This is a genomic window from Caballeronia sp. GAWG2-1 (assembly GCF_023631405.1).
In the GTDB taxonomy this organism is placed as follows: domain Bacteria; phylum Pseudomonadota; class Gammaproteobacteria; order Burkholderiales; family Burkholderiaceae; genus Caballeronia.
The window spans coordinates 55,672-78,043 of record NZ_JALQDD010000040.1 but is presented as its reverse complement, the minus strand read 5'-3'; the positions used below and the strand labels follow the sequence as shown (position 1 = coordinate 78,043).

At 61.0% G+C, this 22,372-nt stretch carries 18 protein-coding genes; 5 read left to right on the top strand and 13 right to left on the bottom strand.

What is annotated here, in order from left to right; genetic code table 11:
* The first annotated feature begins 26 nt into the window (after positions 1-26).
* Positions 27-1,109 (top strand): EpsG family protein, encoded by a 1,083-nt coding sequence (locus NCR98_RS27325; RefSeq protein WP_250527910.1) that lies wholly within the window; start codon positions 27-29, stop codon positions 1,107-1,109.
* Between the two features lie 42 nt (positions 1,110-1,151).
* Here the strand turns inward: NCR98_RS27325 and NCR98_RS27320 are convergent, their stop codons facing one another.
* Positions 1,152-2,114, bottom strand: a complete 963-nt coding sequence (locus tag NCR98_RS27320) for a GNAT family N-acetyltransferase (RefSeq protein WP_244830144.1) — start codon at positions 2,112-2,114, stop codon at positions 1,152-1,154.
* 966 nt (positions 2,115-3,080) lie between these two features.
* Between NCR98_RS27320 and NCR98_RS27315 the strand changes: the two genes are divergently transcribed.
* The 3 genes from NCR98_RS27315 (at position 3,081) to NCR98_RS27305 (ending at position 5,977) form a co-directional block, all read left to right on the top strand.
* Positions 3,081-3,785, top strand: a complete 705-nt coding sequence (locus NCR98_RS27315; RefSeq protein WP_250527909.1) for a GNAT family N-acetyltransferase — start codon at positions 3,081-3,083, stop codon at positions 3,783-3,785.
* 615 nt (positions 3,786-4,400) lie between these two features.
* Positions 4,401-5,552, top strand: coding sequence for a glycoside hydrolase family protein (locus tag NCR98_RS27310; RefSeq protein WP_250468417.1), 1,152 nt, complete (start codon positions 4,401-4,403; stop codon positions 5,550-5,552).
* Between the two features lie 215 nt (positions 5,553-5,767).
* Positions 5,768-5,977 carry a hypothetical protein gene (locus NCR98_RS27305; protein ID WP_250494122.1) on the top strand — a complete coding sequence of 70 codons (210 nt, stop codon included), beginning with the start codon at positions 5,768-5,770 and terminating at the stop codon, positions 5,975-5,977.
* A gap of 31 nt (positions 5,978-6,008) precedes the next feature.
* On the opposite strand, the gene NCR98_RS27300 is transcribed toward NCR98_RS27305, so the two are convergent.
* The 12 genes from NCR98_RS27300 to NCR98_RS27245 form a co-directional block, all read right to left on the bottom strand.
* A complete protein-coding gene (locus NCR98_RS27300) occupies positions 6,009-7,229 on the bottom strand; it encodes a glycosyltransferase (RefSeq protein WP_250527908.1) in 1,221 nt (406 codons plus the stop codon).
* Positions 7,226-8,407, bottom strand: coding sequence for a glycosyltransferase family 4 protein (locus NCR98_RS27295; RefSeq protein WP_250527907.1), 1,182 nt, complete (start codon positions 8,405-8,407; stop codon positions 7,226-7,228). The genes NCR98_RS27300 and NCR98_RS27295 overlap by 4 nt, the downstream gene beginning before the upstream one ends.
* A gap of 17 nt (positions 8,408-8,424) precedes the next feature.
* Positions 8,425-9,603, bottom strand: a complete 1,179-nt coding sequence (locus tag NCR98_RS27290; RefSeq protein ID WP_250527906.1) for a glycosyltransferase family 4 protein — start codon at positions 9,601-9,603, stop codon at positions 8,425-8,427.
* Positions 9,600-10,937 (bottom strand): murein biosynthesis integral membrane protein MurJ, encoded by a 1,338-nt coding sequence (murJ, locus tag NCR98_RS27285; RefSeq protein ID WP_250527905.1) that lies wholly within the window; start codon positions 10,935-10,937, stop codon positions 9,600-9,602. Before murJ ends, NCR98_RS27290 begins: the two co-directional genes overlap by 4 nt.
* Positions 10,938-10,980: 43 nt before the next feature.
* Positions 10,981-12,066 (bottom strand): SDR family oxidoreductase, encoded by a 1,086-nt coding sequence (locus tag NCR98_RS27280; protein WP_250527904.1) that lies wholly within the window; start codon positions 12,064-12,066, stop codon positions 10,981-10,983.
* A gap of 18 nt (positions 12,067-12,084) precedes the next feature.
* The gene (gene tviB / locus NCR98_RS27275; RefSeq protein ID WP_250527903.1) at positions 12,085-13,362 is read right to left on the bottom strand and encodes a Vi polysaccharide biosynthesis UDP-N-acetylglucosamine C-6 dehydrogenase TviB; all 1,278 of its coding nucleotides are present in this window, start codon (positions 13,360-13,362) and stop codon (positions 12,085-12,087) included.
* An 80-nt stretch (positions 13,363-13,442) separates the two neighbouring features.
* On the bottom strand, positions 13,443-15,689 hold the full coding sequence (locus NCR98_RS27270; protein WP_250468410.1) for a polysaccharide biosynthesis tyrosine autokinase: 2,247 nt from the start codon (positions 15,687-15,689) through the stop codon (positions 13,443-13,445).
* 506 nt (positions 15,690-16,195) lie between these two features.
* Positions 16,196-17,674, bottom strand: a complete 1,479-nt coding sequence (locus tag NCR98_RS27265; RefSeq protein WP_284503970.1) for an efflux transporter outer membrane subunit — start codon at positions 17,672-17,674, stop codon at positions 16,196-16,198.
* Positions 17,675-17,691: 17 nt separating this feature from the next.
* Positions 17,692-18,678: an efflux RND transporter periplasmic adaptor subunit gene (locus NCR98_RS27260; protein ID WP_250494116.1), complete on the bottom strand. Its 987-nt coding sequence runs from the start codon at positions 18,676-18,678 to the stop codon at positions 17,692-17,694.
* Positions 18,675-18,884, bottom strand: a complete 210-nt coding sequence (locus NCR98_RS27255; protein WP_244830156.1) for a DUF1656 domain-containing protein — start codon at positions 18,882-18,884, stop codon at positions 18,675-18,677. The genes NCR98_RS27260 and NCR98_RS27255 overlap by 4 nt, the downstream gene beginning before the upstream one ends.
* 34 nt (positions 18,885-18,918) lie before the next feature.
* Positions 18,919-21,021, bottom strand: a complete 2,103-nt coding sequence (locus NCR98_RS27250; RefSeq protein WP_250527902.1) for an FUSC family protein — start codon at positions 21,019-21,021, stop codon at positions 18,919-18,921.
* Entirely contained in the window at positions 21,018-21,497 is a 480-nt protein-coding gene (locus NCR98_RS27245; protein WP_244830158.1) for a MarR family winged helix-turn-helix transcriptional regulator, read from the bottom strand. The genes NCR98_RS27250 and NCR98_RS27245 overlap by 4 nt, the downstream gene beginning before the upstream one ends.
* A 106-nt stretch (positions 21,498-21,603) precedes the next feature.
* Here NCR98_RS27245 and NCR98_RS27240 point away from each other — a divergent pair, with 106 nt between their 5' ends.
* Positions 21,604-22,365, top strand: a complete 762-nt coding sequence (locus NCR98_RS27240; RefSeq protein WP_250468407.1) for a YoaK family protein — start codon at positions 21,604-21,606, stop codon at positions 22,363-22,365.
* Positions 22,366-22,372: the final 7 nt, after the last annotated feature.

Genomic DNA, 22,372 nt, shown 5'->3' with positions numbered 1-22,372 from the left:
AATCGCGCTAGCGAGGGAATTCCTAGATGAGAGCAAGAGCAATGGAAGCGCAAAGCGTTTCTCCTTCCCGTCCTCGCGCGCGTGCTCATTCCTATCTGGCGACGCCGAATGGCTTGCTGTTCATCATTCTCGCGCTCGTCGTCCTGTATGTGATGGCGACGGGCGTACGCAATGTGCCGACGTTGCTCGATCAGGACAATTACCTCGAATACTTCCGTAAGACTACGTGGGACTGGTTCCTCAATACTTACGAGGAACGCAAATCCACGGTTAGTTTCGTCATCAGCACGATCACCGAGGAATTCGGTTGGCGCGCTTGGGTCGTCGCTTTGAACGCATTGGGCTTTACACCCGATGCCGGTGTGCGACTCACGGTGGTGCTGCTCAACGCGCTGATCTTCATTGCGCTTCTGGAAGTACGCCGGCCATTGCTGGGTCTCGTGCTCTGGTGTGTCGTGCCGATGGCGCTCGCCACTGTCGGACTCTTTCAGATTCGCCAGGGGATGGCGTTCTCTATCGCCATGCTCGTGTCCTTGCGCTATCAAAGACCCGTAACGGGATGGCTGCTCGCAAGTTTTATTCACACCACGTTCGCGGTGCCCGCGCTCCTGCTTATCGCGATGCGTCCATGGGGCAATCGCAGATGGCTCGCGTTGGGAAGCGCTTCGGCGGTGGCGGTCGTGCTGGTTTCGTCGGCGGGCTTTCTCTTCAAGAACTTTGGCGGCCGTCGTATCGACGAATATGCGGGCTACCAGAACGATTTCACCATCAAACTGGTGATTCTCCTCGTAGTTTATATGACGGCGGCACTTGTCATGCTTTATACGGAATGGAAAACGAAGCAGGCGGGCAAGGCTCAGGCATGGCGCGACATCTGTTTCATGGACGTCGCGCTCGTGCTTTATCTGGTGCTTGCCTTCCTGCTGTTTCCCTTCGGCAAAGGGCGCGTATGGTATTGCGTGCCCTTGCTGCTGCCGTTTCTCGTCGGGCAGACGCGCTTCAAGAATCGCTTCGTATGCTGGTGGACCGTGGGAATATTGCTGGTGCTGACTGCGGAAATCATCAAGAGCTATTACGAGGGCGTGTACGCGTATTTCCTCGGCTTATGACCGCGCATGGCAAGCAATGGCGCGGTCATTCGCCTGCATGATTCACGTTTTATCGAGCGTTGCCTTGCGCAAGCGTCGCGCGCCAGTGCGGATTGCCATCTTCTCGCCTCTTAGTACGGTGCGCAGGGCGCCGTAATCCGCGCGCATGCGTTCAATTTCATAGCGCGTTACAAGGCGTCCTCCGAAGCCCGATAGAAAGTCGAGAATGGTAGCGGTGGAAATGCCGTCGAAATCGAAAATGAGTTTGCGTTCTCGCGCCACGCGCGCGCCTTCCCAAATCAGAAGACTTATTGCGCCGCCGTGTGCATCCGCCGCGCGCGATGACAGCAGGTAGTACACGGCACGCGTATCCCACACGAGTGCGGTCTCGGCGACGAGTTGGCCGTTCTCGTCGAATGCGCCAAGCATGACACCTGCATTGCGCTTGATGACTTCGCCGAGCACGCGGCGCATGATCTGCGAGCCGTACACGTTATTGCGTTTGCGCACGGCGAGGTTGGCGTCGTAGAAATCCGTGAAGGCGTCGGGGCTGTTTATTTCGCGCACGGTAAGCCGTTCGGTGGCGCGACGCAGCCAATTGCGTGTATTGCGCCGCAGCGCCGACCATGCCTCGGCTTCGCTTCGATCAGCCGGCAACTCGAGCGTATAGCCTATGGAGACATCGAAGCCATGCAGCGAAAATGCAATAGCTTCGGCTTGCGACATACGCGTGTCCATCAATTGATGAAAATGCGCACACGCCGGAATCTTCGAGACGAGCTGATTCGTGATGTCCATTCGATAACACCATTCGCGCTCGCCACTACCTAAACGTTGCGGTTTGATGACAGGGCCAAGCGTGCGCGTCAAAGGCGGCAGCACGGATATGCGCCAGATGCCTTTACGCTCGAACATATAAGGCATTTCCCCAATGACGACATCGCCCTGCTTTACTTCAGCAATGCCCCACTTACCGTCGGTCGCCGCTTCAAGCCACCAGGGCTCATGAAAGATGGAGCGCTCCACGATGCCTTCTGCTTTAGTGGTGCTCGAATCGTTCTTGACGTTTTCCCTGATTTTCTTTTTAACCGGTTTTGAACTTGGCTCGATAGGTGAAGAGCTTACTGAATAGCATTCGTTATCCATTGTCCCTCACAACTCGGTTCATGAAAGCCGTTCGCTTTGTGTGTATGCCGCTTTGATCATCCCGTTCGCCGCCAAAGATGGACGATTGCACCGGGCCGCCTCGCAGATGAAGCGCCGTGTTGCAGGCCGCTTGTCGCGGACCGGTGACAGCATGAGGATGTGCGTTCTATCGAGACGAAGTCGCGCCGTCTCCCGCGCGACCCTGTATAGGAACTTACTGGAGCGTAAAGACCAATCGCATGCACCACTGTACGCCATCGCACGTTGGGCAGTTTGCTATTCGATGCAAGATCTTGACTCGAACGAGAGCCAAGCTTGTGCTTAAGTGCGCGCTATGAGGGCACGCTTGTGCGGTTGCAGATCCATGATCAAGCGGACCTCGAATAACGATGCCGGAGCTGCCCGATGAATACGGCCAAATATGTGATCGATCTGATTAAAAGTCCTGACGAATTCGAAGCGCTGCATAAAGAATGGGATGAACTGTGGACGCTCGCCGACGGGCGGCATCATGAATCGTTTGCGGTCTGCTCATTGGTTTGGCGTCATGTCGCCAAACCTGCGGGACGGTCACTTTGCATCATTACTGCGCGGCGCGAGGAACGTATCGTCGCCATTTGGCCGCTCGTGCGTTCGCGCAATCGTCTCTGGAACGTGCTTCGGCCACTTAGCTCTGAATCGGCAGACTATACGACCGTGCTGACCGATCCCGCGTATGCATCGCCGGATCTGTCGCAATCGATCTGGCAGGCGGCGCGTGACCTAGGGAAGGGCGATATTGTTTTGCTTCCGTATGTCGATTGCAAAAGCGAGTTGTATCGGCTCGCTGCGGAGCATCCTGGGATCATGCTCGCCAAGGAACATCCCTATGCCGTGGCTAAACTTTCGGAAGTGAATTGTTGGGAAGAATTCGTCATTGGCTTGGGCAAGCTTTCGGGCAAGCGACCCGGCCAGTTGCGTGAACGACTCGAGCGCGAAGGCAAGTTCGAGGTGTGTATTCTCGGCCCGCACGACCGTGAAGAGAACGCGCGCATGGTCGACTGGATGCTGGCGAGAAAGCGCGAGTGGGGCGAACGCGTCGACAAGAAGGGCAGTTGGCTGTGGGAGGAAACCTTCCGCAATTATCTAATCGAGCTGCTGAATCATTGTCATCCCCTCGCATGTGCAAAGCTCATGGTCCTGAAACTCGATGGCGAGATTCTCGCCGTGAACATGATCGGTCTCGGCGCAAAGAGCATGATCGGTCTGATTGCGAGTTTCGATAAGCGCTTTGGGAAATTCGCACCCGGCGCGGTTTCAACCGAGGCATGGGTTCGGTGGGCAATCGAGCAGCGTCTGGATTTCGACCTCGGCATCGGCGCAGAAACGTTCAAGCCGTACTGGAGCCGGGGCAATACCGCAATGGTTTGCAGTCTGCAACTTGCGCAAACGAACTGGGGACGCGTGGCATTTGCCATTTCTGGCGCACAACGAATGCTTAAGAAAGCGAGCGTTAATATTTGGCGTTCGAACGTTCGGCCAGAAAAATCCTTGGGTAAAGAACAGGCGTAGAACGGCTCAGAAGCGAATCTATTCACAACTCAGCGCGGTTTGAGAATGACCGATTAAGCTTGTTTGATTCCGTGCGCTCAGCGTTGCGGGAAACAAGCTAAACACGAAAATCAGAGATTTTGTTGAAAGATCTCCAATCAGCTGATTAAAGAATTCAGGGAAAATTTCCTTCATTAATCTGATAAATAGCCGTTGTTTCACTGCGACAGAATTCGTTTTTCGCAATAAATTCGAGAATTGCTTATTCATCTGATTATATGCGCAATAGAAAAGCGCATTTCCCGCCTGACGTGCGATCGCGCGTTGCGTGAGCCAGAAAATTCGGCCCTGTCCCCGTTATACAGTTACAGATAGTTACGATTCGTCTCTATTCGTCATACAACGATCTGTATCATACGATCCGTATTCGGTATTTAATGCCTTATCGGGGGCGAACTTAATTTCGATAAAGGTAATTAATGCCGTTCCAACGAGTGCGCGAGTTTGCTGGTCCTTCCCAGGGCCATCCGAGTCGTGAAAATCCAATCCGAAAGCTGACACGGCGAATCTGTTCGTCAGACGCCCATTGATAACTTCGAGCTCATGTCCTTGAACAAAAAAACTCCTGTTACTCCAATGCCATTTGCTGATCAGATCGATCAAATCTTCACGCGTCGCAAGTTTCTCACTGCGGTGATGGCCAGCACCGGATCGCTCGCACTTTCCGCATGCGGTGGCGGCGGTGAAGGAGATGTCGCTGATTCCGTCTCCAAGCGCCGCCGCCGTGCGTCCGGCACCAGTTCCGCCTCAAGCACCCAAGCTGCTTCGACACCGGCGGTCGCTTCGTCGACGCAGGCCGCGACGACATCCGGCACGGTCACCGACACGTCCTTCGGCGTGAAGGGCGATGGCACTACCAACGACCGCGTCGCGCTTCAGAAAGCGATCGACGGTTCAGTCGGCAAGATTCTGCTGATCACCGGCAAGAGCCGTATCGATGCGGCCGGCCTCGACCTGCGCACGAACTCACACCTGCGTTTCGCAAGCGGCGCGTCGATCAAGCTGCTCGCGCACAACGTCGCCAGCTATCAAATCCTGCGCGTCTGGGATGCCCAGAACGTGCAGATTGAAAACGCCTCGCTCGACGGCAGCAAGGAACTCAACTCCGCGACCAACGATCCGAACGACGGCGGCCAGGGCATGGGCATCTCCATCGCGGGTTCGACCAACGTGACGATCACCTCGCCGACCACGATCAACTGCTGGGGCGACGGCATCTACATCGGCAACTCGTATCGCAGCCTGACGACGCCGAGCAACACGGTCAACATTACGAAGCACCACGCGACCGGTTGCCGCCGTCAGGGCGCAACGATCACGAGTGGCGCGAATATCACGTTCGATACGCCGACCTGGGAAAACATCGGCGGCACGTTGCCTTCGGCGGGCCTCGACATCGAACCCAACAACAACAACGCCGTGCTGCAGAACATCAAGATCATCAGCCCAACGACGAACAGCTGCCGCTATGGCATTCTGATTTATCTGGGCGCCTTGCCAGGTTCGGTGAACAAGGTAGTCTCGATCGATATCTCGAACCATCGCGACAACAACGCCAATCACGTCGCGTACGAAGTCGGTGGCCTTGCGCTAAACGGCCATTCGGTCACGGGTCATATCACGAGTGCGTCGCCGGTCTATATGCATTCAGCGCTCGGCTTTAGCAAGACCGATTGGGACAACGCCGGTCCGACGGTCGAAGTCACCAACATGGTCTACACGCGTTGAGCGTTTAGCGAGGCAACATGTCGAAAAGAGGGCGCGCGTTCAGCGCGCGCCCGGTGTCGGTGCTTGGCGCACCGATTTTTCTTTGCGCGGCGCTTTACCATGCCAGGCTTTTTAGACGGAGATGCCGAAAACGATTGGCATGGATGGTGCTCTAAGAAAGTATCGGGCGTCACGAAACGCCATCTCCGAAAACGCAGGAAAAGTCTGGAGATTCAATGGATCTCGCCATCATCATTGGCACGATCGCCTTCTTCGCTGTCGTCGCGCTTGCGTTGCTCGCGCTTGCCGACGTACTGCTGCCCTCGCGCCGCCGCCGGCGCGAGGAGCGAGGGCGCACGAGCATCTGGTCACGTTCGCATAAGGCGGGCGAGCTGAAGACTAAAGGCGCGGGCCATTCCGGGCCGGGTTCGGGACATCCGAAATGACGAAGCGTGTGCAAAATCTTCCGGTGCGCGGTTATTGACCGGAACCAATGTGTCGTTCATTCGCCGACACCTGTGCGACTGGCGCCGACGCTTCATCCACTGAGCCTCTTCGTTCGCTGATTCGCAAGTAGATGTCTTCATAGCGACGCCAGCTGGCTTCGATCGAAAAAACCCTGTCGATTCGCTCTCTTGCCGCCACGCCGAGCGCCGCGCGCTGCGTCCGCGGCAGCATCAACATGTCGACGAGTGCCTGCGCCAGTGCATCGGCATTTCGAGGCGGCACGACGGTTCCCGTTTCCCCGATGAGCCACGCGGTATCGCCGACGTCGGTCGCCACGCATGGCGTCTCGCATGCCATGGCTTCGCCGATGACGGTCGGCAATCCCTCGCTGCGTGACGAAAGACAGAAGACATCGAGCCCCGCCAATAGCGCTTCAGGATGCTTAAGCGGTCCAAGCAAGCGGCACGCATGTGCCACGCCTTCACTGCGAATGAGTTCGACGAGCTCGCGGTTGTCATCGTCGAGTCCATTGCCTGCCATCACGAAGCGGCACTGCGGCAAAGATTGCAGCACACGCCGCACTGCCGCGATGAAGTTGGGATAGTCCTTGACCGCGTGATACCGGCCCATGATGCCGACGACCGGCGCATCCGCAGCGAAGCCGTGGTTTTCGCGTAATGCCTTGTGAGACGCTGGCGCGGGCTTGAAGACATCGAGTTCGAAGCCGTTTGGAACCGCGATCATCTTCTTCGCGCAGTAACCGCCTTCAACATGCGCGCGCCGTGCAGCTTCGCCGCAGCAGATGATCGCATCGGGCACGTGGTTCGACAGCAGCGCGCATGCTCGCGTCACCCAGCGCGTCATGCGGCTGCTGCCGCTCGAACGAAGGTCCGTGTGATGAATGCCCCAGGCGAGCGGCAGCCGTTTCTTGCGCCATGCTCTCACGGCCGTGACCGCGAGTCCGCCCATCAGATCGCCGTGATAAAGCCAGGTCTGAACGACATCGGGTTCGAGTTCGTCAATCCAGCGCACGAGCTGCACTAACTTGCGCGGCTCCGGCAGACTCTTGCTCATGCCGAGTATGCGCACTTCGGCGCCCGCCTCACGAATGCGCGCCGCCAGCGTGTCTTCAGACGTCAGCGAGATGACCGCATGCTCGACGCCTTCGCCGCGCGATGCGCGAATCAGTCGATATAGCATCATCTCCGCGCCGTCCGCGGGCAATGCGGTGATGACATGAACGATCTTCAAGGCGTGATCTCGACGGATGCGGTCGCACTCGCCGTCGATGTCGCGGGCGCGAGCGCGCGATACACCGCAAGGGTCCTGTCGATGACGATCGCTTCATCGAATTCGCGCAGCGCCTTCTCGCGTGCGGCGAGTCCGAGCTTGCGCGCGAGCGGACGATCGTCGTCGAGCAGGCGGATGGCGTCGGCCAGCGCCGTTGCATTACGCACCGGCACCACGAGCCCGTCTTCGCCGTTGCGGCTCACCACTTCGCGGCAGCCGGGTGCATCGGTCGTGATGAGCGGCAATGCGCACGCGGCCGCTTCGATAAGGGACTTTGGCAAGCCTTCGCGATAACTCGGCAGCGCCATGACATCCGTTTCTGCAAACATACCCGGCATGTCGCTGACATGACCGCGCCATTCGACGAGGCCTTCCTTCACCCAGCCTTCTATCGTCGACTGTTCGATCGAAGCGGGATTGCCCGCGTCCGGCGTCCCCGCAAGAATGAAGCGGATGGTGCGTCCCTCGCGCTTGAGCACGCGCGCAGCCTCGATGAATTCGGCAATGCCCTTGTCCCACAGCATGCGTGCCGCAAGCAGCACGCGCAGCGGCGCGTGCGAAAGAGGCGCATCGGCGGGGGGTGCCGTGAAGCGCGCGCAATTCACGCCGGAGCCTTTGATGAGGTGGATGGCTTGTTCATTGGCAAGACGGGCGCTCTTGAACATCGCTACATCGTCCGGATTTTGCAGGATCAGCGCACAGTTCTCGCCGTCAAGAGCCAGACGCAGGACTTGGCGCACCACGGGCCGTAAAAAGCGCGCTTTCATGTCGCGGCTCGTGAAAACGTAACCCAACCCCGCCACCGAATTCACGCGAGCGGGCACGCCTGCGAGCCTCGCGGCAAGCGACCCATAGACCGCGCTCTTGATCGTGAAGCCATGCACGAGCGAAGCCTGTTCCGCGCGAAAGAAACGCGCGAGCCAGAGCACGAGATTCAGTTCGCGCAATGGATTGAGACTGCGCCGGACCATTGGCACCGCATGCCAGCGAAAGCCGAGTTCGATCAGGCGCGGTCCATATTCGCCGGGCGGCGAAAGCAATATGACTTCATGCCCGAGATCGCGAAGTCGGTTGGCAAGCGAAAGACGAAAGTTGTAGAGATACCAGTCGGTATTCGCAAAGAGAATGACCTTGTTCATCGCCTGCCTCTCAGGATCTAGTTCAACGTGCCGGGGCTCGATGCTTCTGCATGACGCAGGCCAGTATCCGTACCGGTCGATGTTTTCGTTTCGCTGATACCCACGCGCGCGAAGAGTTCGTCCCACGCACGCAGGATGGTGCTGACGGTATAGCGCGCGCGTACCGATTGCGCGCCCTTGACGGAGAGCGCTTTGCGCAAACCTTCATCGGCAAGCATGCGGCGCAATGCGTGCGCGAGCGCAATGGGATCGCCAGGTGGCACGAGCAAGGCGTCTTCGCCATCGCGCGTGATATCGCGTGGACCGCTCGGGCAGTCGACTGCCACTGCCGGCACGCCGAGCGCCATGCTCTCGGCCAGCGCAAGTCCAAAGCCTTCGAAGCGCGAGGACATGACGAAGGCCTGCGAGCGCAACACTTCGGTCCACGGCTTGTCGGTGACGCCAGGCATGAAGATGCGTCCGCTCATGCCGCGCTGCTGGATTCGCGATTGCAACGTCATGCGTTCCGCTCCTTCGCCCCAGATCCACACATCCCACTGTGGAAATTCATGGGCGATGGCCGCGAACGAATCGATCAATAAGCCATAGTTTTTTTGCGGATGCAGCCGTCCGAGCGAAACGAGCCGCATGCGTTCATCGGGGCTTGCCGTTGGCGCGGGCTGGTGGAACAGCTCGTCGGGCAGCGGGTTCGGCATGACCGCCGTGTGCTTGATGCCGGGCACCATCGCGTTGAACGGCCCAACGACGTTGTCGGTCAGTACCGTGACCGCGCGCGCATGCGGATAAGCAAGGCGCGTGGCGAACTTCCAGAACGGCGTGCGGCCATCGACGGAAGGATCGTTGTGTTCGCATGCAATGACCGGAACGCGCAGACCCGCGCAAGCGAGAATGCTCGCCACGTTCACGTTGGTGAGGAAGCTGATCACCACGTCCGGATCGGTCTCGCGTATCAGCTTGCGCAACGCCCGGTGCCGTTGCATGTAGCCAAAAACCTTATTGCGCGTGGGCGTGATCCGATCCGCAAGCTGAATGAAGCGCACCTTGTCGGACAGCGCATAGAAGCACGCGCGCTCGCGGCTATACGTGGCGACGAGCGTGACCTTGTCGCCGCGCTCGCTCCATGCATCCACGAGTGTGGCGGCCACGCGCTCGGCGCCGCCGCTGCCCATCGAGCTCACCAACAGCATGATGTTCATGCAGCCAATCCTCCGGTCGGTCGCAGCGGCGGGATGCGTCGCGTGAAGAGCATCGAGAGGCAAAAGACGGATGCCTGCATCACGCCGGTCGCGACGACCACGCCCGGCATGCCGATCCAGCGCGTGAGCAATGTGTTGGCTGCGACTTTGACGATAAACCCCAGTGCGGTAATGATGGCCATCTCCTTGTAACGTCCCTCGACCGACAACAGGTTCATCATCACGAGCGAGGCGAAGTAGAACGGCAACTGCACGAGCGAAAAGCGCATGAGTTCCGCGACCAGTTCCGTGTTCTGCGCGGTGAACGCGCCACGCTGAAAGAGCACACCGACCATCCACGGCGCAAGCGGGTATGCAATCGCCGCGCAGACGGTTCCCGCGCCGAGCATCAGAAGCGACCATTGGAACGCGGTATGACGCGCGCGCTTGTGATCGTCGCGGCCGAGAATGTCGGACAGCACCGGCAAGGTGCCCTGCGCAATGGCAAGCGCGCCCATGCTGATGATCAGACCGAACACGCGGTTCGCATAGCCAAGGGTCGCGACCGCGCCATCGCCCAGATGGGCGACGAAGTATTGATCGATCGCGGGTGTGCAGCACACCACCAGTTGACCGAGCATGAAGACGCGTACCGCGTGATAGACGGGCGGCCATTTGCGCGAGCGGAACGTGAAGCTCAAGCGCGCATAGTTGTTATCGACCTTGCCGCCGAGCGGCCTCAGCACCAGAACCAGCGCGACATATCCGAGTAACGTCCCGTACATGAGCGGCTGCATTGCGCTATTGCCGGTAAAGAACAGCACGAGCAGAAGCGTCATTACGGCAGGCAGACCGTCGAGCAAGGTCGCGATATGGCGCTCGCTCGATTGCAGACGCGTCGAGTAGGCCGTAACCATCATGATGAGCACGCCGATGGGCGCCATCACCATCATCATGTGATGCGCCATGTCCTGCGTCTCGACGGCGAGATTGCCCGCCATGAGCCGCAGAACGTATGGCCAGATCAGATACAGGATCGCGGTGAAACCGAGTCCCAACACGGCCGACCATGTAACGAGTTCGCTCAGAAATTGCGCTTCTTCGCTCGCGGATTGCTTGCGCAGATCGACGAATGCAGGCACGAGAACGATGGCGAAGATGGCGGAGCACGCCGACGGCAGCCACGAAACCAGCATGAGGGTGATCTGATAGGCATCGACCACGTTGCTGATGCCGTAGCGATATGCGATCACCATCTCCTTGAACGCGCCCGCGGAGCGCCCGATCAGCACGAACGCCGCCACTCTCGACATACCCCGCGCAGCGCGAAGATGGTCGGGATGAAGCTGCAGCAAGCGGTCTCTCAACGCGGCGAATTGTGATATCAACGCGGCGGCCTCACTTTCCGCTGGCCATGGCCGAGAGCGCGTCGACGCGGTTCGGCTCGTGGCCAGCACGTTCTGCCAGAAAGCGGATGTACCACGGCATCGCGCGCGCGAGTCCTTCCGCAAACGGCACCTTGCCGTCATAACCGAGCAGACGTTCGGCCTTGCCGACATCGGCTTGCGAATGACGGACATCGCCCGCTCGAAAAGGTCCAAACTGAGCATCGCGCTCGTAAGCGATGCCGTGCGCGGCGAGCAGACGCTTGAGTTCCGCGAAGAGTTGTCCGAGCGTCGTGCGATCGCCCACGGCGACGTTGTAGACCTGACCGCGGGCCGCGGCATCCGCCTTGGCCGCGAGCAGGTTCATCTGCACGACGTTATCGACGAAACAGAAATCGCGGCTCGTTTCACCGTCGCCGTTGATGGTCACGATCTCGTCGTTGATGAGCGCGGCCGTCCACTTCGGAATCACGGCGGCATAAGCGCCATCCGGGTCTTGACGCTTGCCGAAGACGTTGAAGTAGCGCAGGCCCGTCGCATTGAAGCCGTAAGCGCGCGCGAACACCGACGCATAGAGCTCGTTCGCATACTTCGTGACCGCGTAAGGCGAGAGCGGCTGGCCGATGCGATCTTCCACCTTCGGCAAGCCGGGATGATCGCCATATGTCGAACTCGATGCCGCATACGTGAAGCTCTGCACTTGCGCATCGCGCGCGGCGCACAGCACGTTCAGGAAGCCGCTCAAATTCGTTTCGTGCGTGGCGATGGGGTCGGCCACCGAGCGCGGCACCGAACCGAGCGCCGCTTCGTGCAGCACGTGATCCACGCCTTGCATGGCCGCCTGGCAATCGAGCAGATTGCGGATGTCGCCTTCGATGAAGCGAAAGCGCCGCCACTGCCTTTCATCGACGCTCTCGCGCACTTCGTCGAGATTGCGTTCGTGCCCGGTCGCGAAGTTATCGAGTCCGACCACGCGCTGATCGAGCGCGAGCAACGCTTCGAGCAAGTTGGAGCCGATGAAGCCGGCCACGCCCGTGATGAGCCATGTCTCCGGACGTGCGCGCAATTGTTCGCGCACGCTTTCGTATCGATCGTTCATTGTCATTTTATGCCTGCACTACAGGCGCAAGTCGCTTGCGTCGGCGGGAAGAACGTATTTCAGATCGTAGACGACGTGTTGCTCCTTGCCGTACGCATGCAGCGCGGCCGCACCCATTTCCGTGAATTGCCGGTGCGATACCGCCACGACGATCGCGTCGTACACGCCCTTGGCAGGCTCTTCCACGGGCTGGATGCCGTATTCGTGGAACGCGTCTTCGCGCGAGATCCACGGGTCGTAGACATCGACATTCGTGCCGTATTGCGTGAGTTCAGTGACGATGTCCACCACACGCGAGTTGCGCATGTCCGGACAGTTCTCCTTGAACGCAAGTCCCATGACGAGCACGCGCGCGCCGGGAATATAGATGCGCGCACGCGTCATCGCCTTGACGAGTTGCGAGACCGCATACGTGCCCATGCTGTCGTTCAGGCGCCGTCCGGCGAGAATGATTTCCGGGTTGTAGCCGATCGACTGCGCCATGTGCGTCAGGTAATACGGGTCCACGCCGATGCAGTGACCGCCCACGAGTCCGGGCCTGAAGTTCAGGAAGTTCCATTTCGTGCCGGCGGCGAGCAGCACGGCTTCGGTGTCGATACCCATCTTGTTGAAGATGATCGACAACTCGTTGACGAGCGCGATGTTCACGTCGCGCTGTGTGTTCTCGATTGCCTTTGCCGCTTCTGCCACGCGAATGCTCGCGGCCTTGTGCGTGCCGGCGGTGATGATCTGTCTGTACAGTTCATCTACCGCCTCGGCCACTTCGGGGGTGGACCCGGAAGTCACTTTCTTGATGTCCGGCAAGCGATGCAGCTTGTCGCCCGGGTTGATCCGCTCGGGGCTGTAGCCCGCGAAGAAATCGACATTGAAGCGCAAGCCCGACACGCGTTCGAGCACGGGCACGCACTCCTCCTCGGTCACGCCCGGATATACGGTCGATTCATAGATCACCACGTCGCCCGGTTTGAGCGCGCCGCCTATCGTTTCGCTTGCGCGCAGCAGCATGCCGAGGTCGGGGCGCTTGTGCCGGTCGATCGGCGTCGGCACCGTGGCGATGAACACGGTGCAATCCTTGAGCGCTTCGGGATCGTCGGTGAATGCAAGCGATTGCGCCGCATGCAGCTCGTCGTCGCCGACTTCCAGCGTGGCGTCGTGTCCTTCGCGCAACGAGTCGATGCGATGACGGTTCACGTCGAAGCCGACTACCGCGTGATGCTTGCTGAACTCCACCGCGAGGGGCAGGCCGACATAGCCCAGCCCGATGACGGCGATCTTCTGGTCCGTGAGCGAACGCATTGAGGTGTCTCCAGTCTCGAAGCAACGCAAGGTTGTGATTGGGTTACCGCATATCCGTTAAAGCCGGATGTCCTCTCGCTTCAGTCGGGCGCCGACTCGTAGTTATGCGCGACATAAGCGCTGCTGCCATAGCGCCCCGCGAGCGCGGTATTGGCGGTATGCAATGCGACGCTGTTGAGCAGCACGCCCGTCACGCGTGCGCCGGTTTGATTGAGGCGCTTGATCGATTCCTTGATTTCACCGACGCGCGTCTGCCCGTAAGACGAAACCAGAAAGATGCTGCCTGCGGCCGGCGCAATGGCGCCTGCATCGGATACGGCGAGCACGGCCGGCGCGTCGACCAGCACGATGTCGTAGGCCTTCGATGCCTCGTCGATCACTTCGCGATACTTCGCTCGCAGAAGCAGCTCGGCCGGCGTCGACGGATAAGGACCGCCTTGCAGCACATCGAGGTTCGGAAACACCTGGCGATTCACGGTGGCCTCGAGCGTGCGGTTGCCCGCCAGCATGTCGGCGAGACCCGGTCCCGGATCGAGCCCGAACTGCTTGTGCAGATAACCCTTGCGCAAGTCGGCGTCGATCAGGAGCACGCGCGTGCCGCCCGAAGCCAGCACGGTGGCGAGATTCGCCGAAAGGAACGACTTGCCCACGCCCGGCAGCGGCCCGGCGATCATCACGACGTTGTTGCGCGCGCCGACCAGCGTGAACTGCAACGCGGAGCGCAGGATGCGCAGCGCCTCCACGGTCGGGTCCTTCGGGAACTGCGCGGCGAGCACGGCCTGACGCGGCGCGGAACCACCGATGGCGGTCGTCAGCGCAGCTTGCCGCGCGCTCTTCGGAATGGTTGCGAATACGGAAAGGCCCGTCTCGATCTCGATCTCCTGCGTGTCCGTGACGCCACGGAAGACGCGATCCAGAAGCATCGCGAGCCCGATGCCGAAGAAGAGACCGAGCACGAGCGCGATGGCGAGCGCCAGTAGCTTGACTGGCTTGACCGGTTGTTCGGGCACGTCGGCGATATCGATCAGTTGCACCGATGCCGCCTTGCCCGCCTTGATGAGCATCATCTCTTCGATGTTGTTGCGCAGCGCCGTATAGAGATCGGTATTCACGCGCACGTTACGCAGGAGGCGCAGTGCGCCTTGCTCGGCCATCGGCATCGAGCGGGTGCGGTCGTTGAGTTTTTCGAGGAATTGCTGAGTCGCGGCGATCTGCCGGTCCACCGCGACCACACGCGGATGCGAAGGCGAGAAGGTCGTGGCGAGATCGTCGCGGGTATGGCGCAAGGCCAGCAGTTGCCCGTTGGCGTCGGCTGTCTGCTTGAGCAGCAGACGGTTGGCTTCGTCCGAATCGAGCAGCGAGTTGGCGTCGCGGTACGTGTTGTACGCGTTCTCCGCTTCTTCCATCTGTTGCTTGAGCACGGGCAACTGGCGCTGCAGATAAGTGAGCGAGTTCTCCGCGATCACCGCCTTGCGGTCGCCGTTGAGACGCACATACTGCCGCCCGATCTCGTTGATGGTCGCGGCCACTTGCACGGGATCGGCGCTTTCCAGCGTCGCCTTCAGCACGCTCGACTTGTTGCCTTGTTCGCTGATCTTGAGCTGGTTCTGAATCGCGTCGATGGTCAATTGACGCGAGTAATGATTGACGTTGAAGCCGGCGCCAGGATTGCCCTTGAGCGAAGAGACGAAAAGCCTGACCGGCCCCTTGGCGGTTTGCGCTTCCAGAATCTCGCCCACCTTGCCCGTCACGGGCGCGCCGAGCGCCGGGTGGCCGAGCGTGTATTCGCCATCGCTGCCGGCCGTGAGCAGGAAGTTCTGGCCTTCGAGCGAGCGCGGCACGTCGAAGTCCGTGACGCTGATGGATTCGTCGCCCCAGGTGTAATGGCCGAAGCCGAAGAGGCCCGGCTCGGATAGCGAGCCGTCGTGATGAACCAGACGGCTGCCGATGAAGGGCAGGCGCAACGGCCGCGCGCTGATATAGAGCTTGAGGGCGTCGACGGCGCGCGAGACGACGAGCTTCGAACCCAGCACCTGAATTTCGCCTTCAGCGGAAGAGCGGTCATCGAGAGTCGGCAACATATTGCTTAAAGGGTCGCCAGCGCGTGAATTGGAAACGTCCTTGTTGTCATCCACCTTGATGAGAATGGCGGATTGGAAAATCGGTGGACTTAGATAGGCATACGCGGCGCCAATCAATAGCGCGAGACAAACCACCGTGCTAATAAGAATGCGGTGGTTAATAATCGTATCAATCAGCGCAGCAAAAGGAATTTCGTCATCGGATTCAACGCCGGCTTCTTCAGACGATTTATCACTCGCAATCATGTGAGCAGATCCCGAATCTTATGGTTAATTCAAACGAGGCTTGAAGACGACATGCTGATAAAGGCCTGCCGAGCCGTCTCGCGAAGGTGCCGCCGATCGATATGGACCGTGAGAGAGGCGAGGATTGTGCGTGTCGCAACCGTATCAGCGGGTAGGTTGCCGGTATGCGCGGAAGCCCACATATCCAATCGTGGTGCATGCCAGCCTTCAAAAATTCATGCGGATTTCTGAAGGCGATTATCTGGCTTGGTGTTTCCCGGTGAATGGCTTGTGACAAGCCGGAGAAAATCAGTATTGGGATTTACACGTACAAGCCTGATTGCGTGATTATCTTCAGGCGAATTTATGAGGCTTTGATAAGCGTAATGACTTGTACAGATTTAATACGCTATACAAACCCGCGCTAATTTGTTTTTAATTAGGGAAAACCAGTGTCGGGAATAGCTGACTGCAAGTCGATGCGCTTGGGCATCGACCTGGTTCCAGTCGATGCCCAAGGAGCACGATTACTTACCCCCGGCCCCCACCGCCACTTCTTCATCGCGTTCCCATCCGCCGCCAAGCGCAAGAAACAGCGTGACCTGATCCTGCGCAACCTGCGCTTCGGCCGCCGCCACTTGCGCGGCGACGCTCGTCAAGGTGCGCGTGGCGTCGAGATCCGAGAGAAAGGATTCGCGTCCCGCCGAATACAGCCGATGCGTTTCATCGGCCGATTCGACCGCCGACTTGTACGCGGTGCGCAATGCGTCGGCGCGTGTGGTGTCGGACGCGTAGTTCGCAAGCGCGCTTTGCGTTTCGCGCAGCGCGTTGAGCACGACGCCGTCGAAATGCGCGAGCGCGCCGCCGGATGCCGCCTCGACCTGGCGCACGCGCGCACGCTGACCGTTGATCGGAAAGTTCCAGTTGATGAGCGGACCGAAAGCCCACCGGTTGGTCGAGGCGCCGAGCAAATCTTCGGCAACACCCACCGACCCGACCGATGCCCCGAAACTCACCGATGGATAAAGCGCCGCCGTCGCCACGCCGATACGCGCCGTCGATGCCGCCAGTTGCCGCTCCGCCTGCCGCACGTCGGGTCGGCGTCTGAGCAGCGCCGCGCCGTCGCCGACCGGAATCGGCTGCCGCACATGCGGCGCCTTCTTGCAGGCGAGCGTGGCACGCGGCAATTGCGCGGCAGGACGCGCGAGCAGCATGGCGAGCCGATACTGCGCCACGCGGCGACGCGCCACATAACGCGGGATGTCGGCGGCGAGCGTGTCGGACTGCGTCTGTCCGCGCGTGACTTCGGACTGATTGCCACGGCCTGCATCGCGCAGACGCTGCGATAGCGTCACACGCTGCTTCTGCAAGGACAGCGATCGTTGCGCGATGCCGAGCTCTTCGGCGGCCGCGCACGAATCGACATACGCGCGCACGACATCGGCGACCACGGTGATGCGCGCGAGATCGAGGGCGGCTTCGATGGCTTCGTCATCGGCATTGGCGGCTTCAACACCGCGCTTGAGCTTGCCGAAGAGATCGAATTCATAGGAGACGCTCAGGTCGAGCACGCCTTCATTGACGACCGGAAGCTTTTCGGTCAGCAGATACTGCTCCGCCGATTCCTGCGCGCGCTGAAACCCCACCGACGACTTGGACGAGAAGCCGCCTTGCTGATTGGCGAATTCCACTTCGGCGCGCGAACGCGCGAGATTCGCCGCCGCCACGCGCAGATCGGAATTCGAAAGCAGCGCTTCGTTGACGAGCTCGTCGAGCGCGGGATCGTCGTAGAGACGCCACCACTTCGCGGGCACCGTGCCTTGCGTGACGGGCGCTCGATCGGCTCCATCGAAGGCGGCATTCGCGTAGTCCCGGTTGACGACCGCGCCGTCGGGCAGCTTGTAATTCGGCCCGACGGTCATGCAGCCGGCAAGCGCGAGCGTCGAAGCAAGAAGCGTGAGGCCACAGCGCTTGAGCAGCTTGGGACGCTTGGGTCGCTTAGGCATCGAGATGACGCGGTGTTTCATTGCGAAGCACCCGAAGCACCCGAAGCACCCGAAGCCGCATGCGCCGCCACCGGCGATGCAGGCGCGGTGGCCTGAGCGGGCACGGTGTTCGAAGCGGGCCGCGCGCCGACCGTCGGGCCGATGCCGCGTACCGAAACCGTCGCCGTGCGTCCCGCGATCATGCGGAAATCGGCGGGAATCTCATCGAGCGTCACGCGCACGGGGATGCGCTGCGCGAGCCGCACCCAGCTGAACGCAGGGTTCACGTTCGGCAGAAGACTCGAGCTTTGCTGACGATCGCGATCCTCGATTGCCGCCACGATGCTCTGCACATGACCGCGCAGCAGATTCGGCTCGCCCATCACCTTGATATCCACCGGTTGGCCGATGTCGATGCCATGCAGCTTGGTTTCTTCGAAGTAGCCATCGACGCGGAAGGAGTTCATATCGACCACGGACAGCACGGCGCGGCCCGAGGCGACGTATTCGCCGACTTTCGGCGCGCGGTCGTTGAGATAACCGTCGACCGGGCTCAGCACTTCGGTGCGCTGCAGATTGAGCCGCGCGGTATCGATGGCGACGTCGGCATCCGCGAGCGCGGCAGCGGCCTGTTCGACGCGCGAATGCGTTTCTTCCACGACCTCGCGCGCGACGAGATTGCCGAGCGAGCGATTGCGCACGTCCTCGCGCTTCGCCTGATCGAGCGTGGCGCGGCGTTGTTGCGCGGCGGCTTGCGCGTTGCGCAGTGCGAGCGTGTAGCGCGCCTGATCGATCACGAAGAGCACGTCGCCGCGTTTGACTTGCTGGTTGTCGACGACCTTGACATCGGTGATGAGACCGGCCACGTCCGGCGCGACCTGAATGACGTCGGCGCGCACGTGGCCATCGCGCGTCCAGGGCGCGAACATGTAGTAATCGACCAGCTTCCACAGGACCGCGCCTGCAATTGCGACGACGATGAGCGTGAGCAGAATCTGCCCGACGGAGAACCAGGTTTTTTTCACGGGATGAGCCGATGCGAAACGACGACGACAAGCCCCAGCACCAAGACGTAGATGCCGAGATCGAAAACGGAGCGATGCCACACGAAACGATAGAAGCCCACGCGTGCGAGCACCGTGCGAATCACGAGGTTCACCAGATAAGCGATGAACATGAGCACGAGCACGGCGGGCACGAAGACGCCGAGAATATCGATTTCGCCGATCATGCGAGTCGATCCGAAGAGAGCGTTCGAGACGGCATCACGCGGGTTCCTGACGTTCGTTGGCGGGTTTATCGACAGCCGGCGGATGCAACGAAAGCCGGATGCCGACGAGCGCATGCAGCGTATCGCGCAACGAACGCTCGCCGCGCGACGCGACGGGCACGGCTTCTTCCGCGACGCTGTTGGCCGCCACGACTTGCCGCGCGGCGGCGTCGATGGTCTGAATGAGCGTGCCCGGCACCGGCTGACGCGCGCGCCGTTCGATGCAATGCTGGAAATACTGGCGAACGCCGGCGAGCACATCGTCGATGGACGATTGCACTTCCACCGACATCTTGCGGCGCGCGCGGCGCAGATCCAGCGCGTTGAGCGCCACGCGAAAATCGCGAAAACTTTCGATGGACGGATGCCGGTGCGCATCCGTTGCGGCGAGACGCGGCAGCACCTGCATCAGCCGGTCGAGCATGCGCGAGTAGAAGTTGCGCTGGTCGTGAAAGGCTTCGGGCAAGGTGCTCCTGACGATATCGCGCCACGCCGAGCGCGTGAGCCGCGCGACGGCCAGTTCCGCGCCGAAGGGCCGCGTCACGCGCGTCCAGACGAAGGCGAACAGAAGTCCCGCGACGCCTGCCAGATTGCTGTTGAGAAACACGAAGAAGTCCGCTTCGTAGGCGCTTTGGATGCTGATGAAGGTCGCCGTGTTGACGGCCACGAGCATGGTGACGAGATTGAAGCGCGGCCTTGGAATCAGCGTGCCGATGATCAGGAACGGTATCGCGAAGATCAACACGAGCATGGCGAAGTCGTGCACGTGCGGCAGCACCGCGAACACATAAAGACCGGCCAGCACCACGCTCATGCAGGTGGCGAGAAAGAACGCGAACACTTGGGGCGCGGGTTCGTCGAGCGCCGCGAAGAAGCAGCAGGCGACAGCGGCGAGCGTCACGGCGCCGGCTCCGTCGTTCCAGCCTGATTCGATCCACAAGCCGCACGCGACGATGATCGCGCTGACCGCCACGCCCGTCGAGAAGAGCATCATGCCGCGATCGAAGAAGCGCGCGGTGCCGCCAAGACGCCAGTGACGAAAGCGCGGTTGCCATTCGTGAGTGTCGTTCAGGATGGCGAGGCGCAAACTGCGGATGTCCTGCCATACGTCGATGACTTGCGTGAGCCGCCAGAGCGCGCTGGAGAGCAGTGCGCCGTTCTCGCTCGCAAGTCCTTCGGCGGATGGCCGCATGGCTTCGGCGCGGGCACGCAGCGCATCCGGCGTGCGCGCGAAGGCTTCGACGGCGGTCGGCTCGGCGGAATCGGGCATGGGCGCGGCGACCCACGCAGCCACGTCTTGCAGCAGCGCCTGCAACTCCGGCGTGCCCGCGCCACGTTTATCGATCAGTTCGATGAGCGGGTCGGCCATCGACGAGATCAGCGGCAAGAAAATCTGCATGCGTCCTTGCAAGGCGCGCGCGCGGCTCACGATATCCGGCCGCGTATGGTCGTAGGTCAACTGGCTCAACAGCACTTCGAGGCCGTTCACCGTAGCGGCGAGCCGTTGCCGCGCCGCCGAGATGGCCGCCCCCGCGAGCCGCCCGGAGAGCGATTCGCTCGCGTAGAACGCGGCGTCGCGAAACCACGCGTCGGTGCGCTCGACGAGCGTCGGCGCGAGCCGGCTCGGAAACACCACGGAGCCGACGATGCTCGCCACCACGATGCCGAGCAGAATCTCTTCGGTGCGCGAGATCGCGAGATCGAACACGGTGGCCGGGTTCAACACGGAAGGCAGCGCGATCAGCGGCAGCGTATAGCCCGCGAGCAGGAACACGTAGCTGCGCGCGGTGCGGTCGAACATGGAGAGAAAGAGCAGGGAGCCCGTCCATAGCGCGACGATCACGCTGAACAGAAACGGCGACTCGACGAACGGCGGCACGATCAGCACCGCGCCCGCCGCGCCGATAGCCGTGCCGAGCGCGCGATACAAAGCCTTCGAGCGCGTCGCGCCGACGAACGGGTTCGAGACGATATAGACCGTGGCCATTGCCCAGTACGGGCGCGGCAGTTCGAGCGCGAGGCCGATATAAAGCGCGATCATCGCGGCGGCGAAGGTCTTGCCGGAGAAGAGCCACTCGCGCGCGGACGGGAAGTTCATGGCGTGCGCGCTCCGCTCTTGCCGTCATCGCGTGCGGGCACGGTGTCGAGCGTGGCGCTGAACGCGTTGAGCACGCGCAGCGTGGTTTCGAGGTCCTCGCGGCTCACGCCCTTGAGCAGCCGCGCGCGCAGCGACATCAGGCGCTCTTCCATGCGCGCGGTGACGGCGCGGCCTTCGTCGGTGAGTGTGATGGTCTTGGCGCGCTTGTCTTCGGGGTCTTCGTCGCGCCGCACGAGTCCGGCCGCGCATAGCTGGTCGAGCAGACGCACGAGCGACGGTCCCTCGATACCGACATGCTCCGCGAGCGTCACTTGCCGCACGCTCTCGCCGAGCCGGTTGGCCGTGAGCAGCGGAACCGCGCACGCTTCAGAGACGCCATAGGACGCGAGCACGCCATGACTCGTACGCCGCCAGCGCCGCGCGGCAAGTACGAGTGTGCTGCTGACGGAGCGGCGCAGAAGGTCGAGATGGCTCATGGGGCGCGATTATATCGGCAGTTTTATTCGTTAGCGTCCTATCGATCAAAAATATCGCGGCACGCTCGTGTTATCTTTTTTGTCTCTTCATCGCGCGGGAAACGTCATGCCGATCGCCTATCTCCGGGGCCTGACTTCGCCCAGCCGCACGCAGTCGGCCAACCGCCGCCTCGGTTGCGCGCTGGCCTTCGTGGCGGGCGCGGCCAATGCGGGCGGCTTTCTCGCCGTGGGTCAATACACCTCGCACATGTCGGGGCTGGTGTCGTCGATCGCGGATAATTTCGTGCTCGGGCAAGCGGCGCTCGTGTTCTCGGCGATGAGCGCGGTGCTCGCGTTCGTCGCGGGAGCCGCGACTTCCGCGTTGCTCATCAACTGGGGACGCCAGCGCGCGGCGCATAGCGTGTTCGCGGTTCCGCTCGTCCTCGAAGCCTGCCTGTTGCTGGTGTTCGGCGTGCTCGGCGCGAATCTGGAGGCGCATCGTTTCTGGGACGTGCCGATGACCGTCATGCTGCTGTGCTTCGTGATGGGCCTGCAGAACGCGATGATCACCAAGATATCGAAAGCCGAGATTCGCACGACGCATGTGACGGGGCTCGTCACGGATATCGGCATAGAGCTGGGCAAGAGTCTGTATTGGAACCGGCGCGTCGGGCGCGACGACGAGCGCTATGTGTGCGCCAATCATGCGCGGCTCGCGCTCTTGAGTTCGCTTTTCGCGATGTTCATCGCGGGCGGCTTCGCAGGCGCGGTAGGCTTCGCGCATCTCGGGTTCATCGCGACCGTACCGCTTGCGGCCTTGCTGCTGCTCTTTGCGGCGGTGCCGGTGATGGACGATTTATCCGCTGGCCTGAGACGGGCGCGGAAGTAGTCACACT

Coding starts and splice junctions, on each gene's coding strand:
- NCR98_RS27325 (WP_250527910.1), top strand. CDS start 27: ATGAGAGCAAGAGCAATGGAAGCGCAAAGCGTTTCTCCTTCCCGTCCT.
- NCR98_RS27315 (WP_250527909.1), top strand. CDS start 3,081: ATGCTCGCCAAGGAACATCCCTATGCCGTGGCTAAACTTTCGGAAGTG.
- NCR98_RS27310 (WP_250468417.1), top strand. CDS start 4,401: ATGCCATTTGCTGATCAGATCGATCAAATCTTCACGCGTCGCAAGTTT.
- NCR98_RS27305 (WP_250494122.1), top strand. CDS start 5,768: ATGGATCTCGCCATCATCATTGGCACGATCGCCTTCTTCGCTGTCGTC.
- NCR98_RS27295 (WP_250527907.1), bottom strand. CDS start 8,407: ATGAACAAGGTCATTCTCTTTGCGAATACCGACTGGTATCTCTACAAC.
- NCR98_RS27290 (WP_250527906.1), bottom strand. CDS start 9,603: ATGAACATCATGCTGTTGGTGAGCTCGATGGGCAGCGGCGGCGCCGAG.
- NCR98_RS27280 (WP_250527904.1), bottom strand. CDS start 12,066: ATGAACGATCGATACGAAAGCGTGCGCGAACAATTGCGCGCACGTCCG.
- tviB (WP_250527903.1), bottom strand. CDS start 13,362: ATGCGTTCGCTCACGGACCAGAAGATCGCCGTCATCGGGCTGGGCTAT.
- NCR98_RS27270 (WP_250468410.1), bottom strand. CDS start 15,689: ATGATTGCGAGTGATAAATCGTCTGAAGAAGCCGGCGTTGAATCCGAT.
- NCR98_RS27265 (WP_284503970.1), bottom strand. CDS start 17,674: ATGCCTAAGCGACCCAAGCGTCCCAAGCTGCTCAAGCGCTGTGGCCTC.
- NCR98_RS27255 (WP_244830156.1), bottom strand. CDS start 18,884: ATGATCGGCGAAATCGATATTCTCGGCGTCTTCGTGCCCGCCGTGCTC.
- NCR98_RS27250 (WP_250527902.1), bottom strand. CDS start 21,021: ATGAACTTCCCGTCCGCGCGCGAGTGGCTCTTCTCCGGCAAGACCTTC.
- NCR98_RS27245 (WP_244830158.1), bottom strand. CDS start 21,497: ATGAGCCATCTCGACCTTCTGCGCCGCTCCGTCAGCAGCACACTCGTA.
- NCR98_RS27240 (WP_250468407.1), top strand. CDS start 21,604: ATGCCGATCGCCTATCTCCGGGGCCTGACTTCGCCCAGCCGCACGCAG.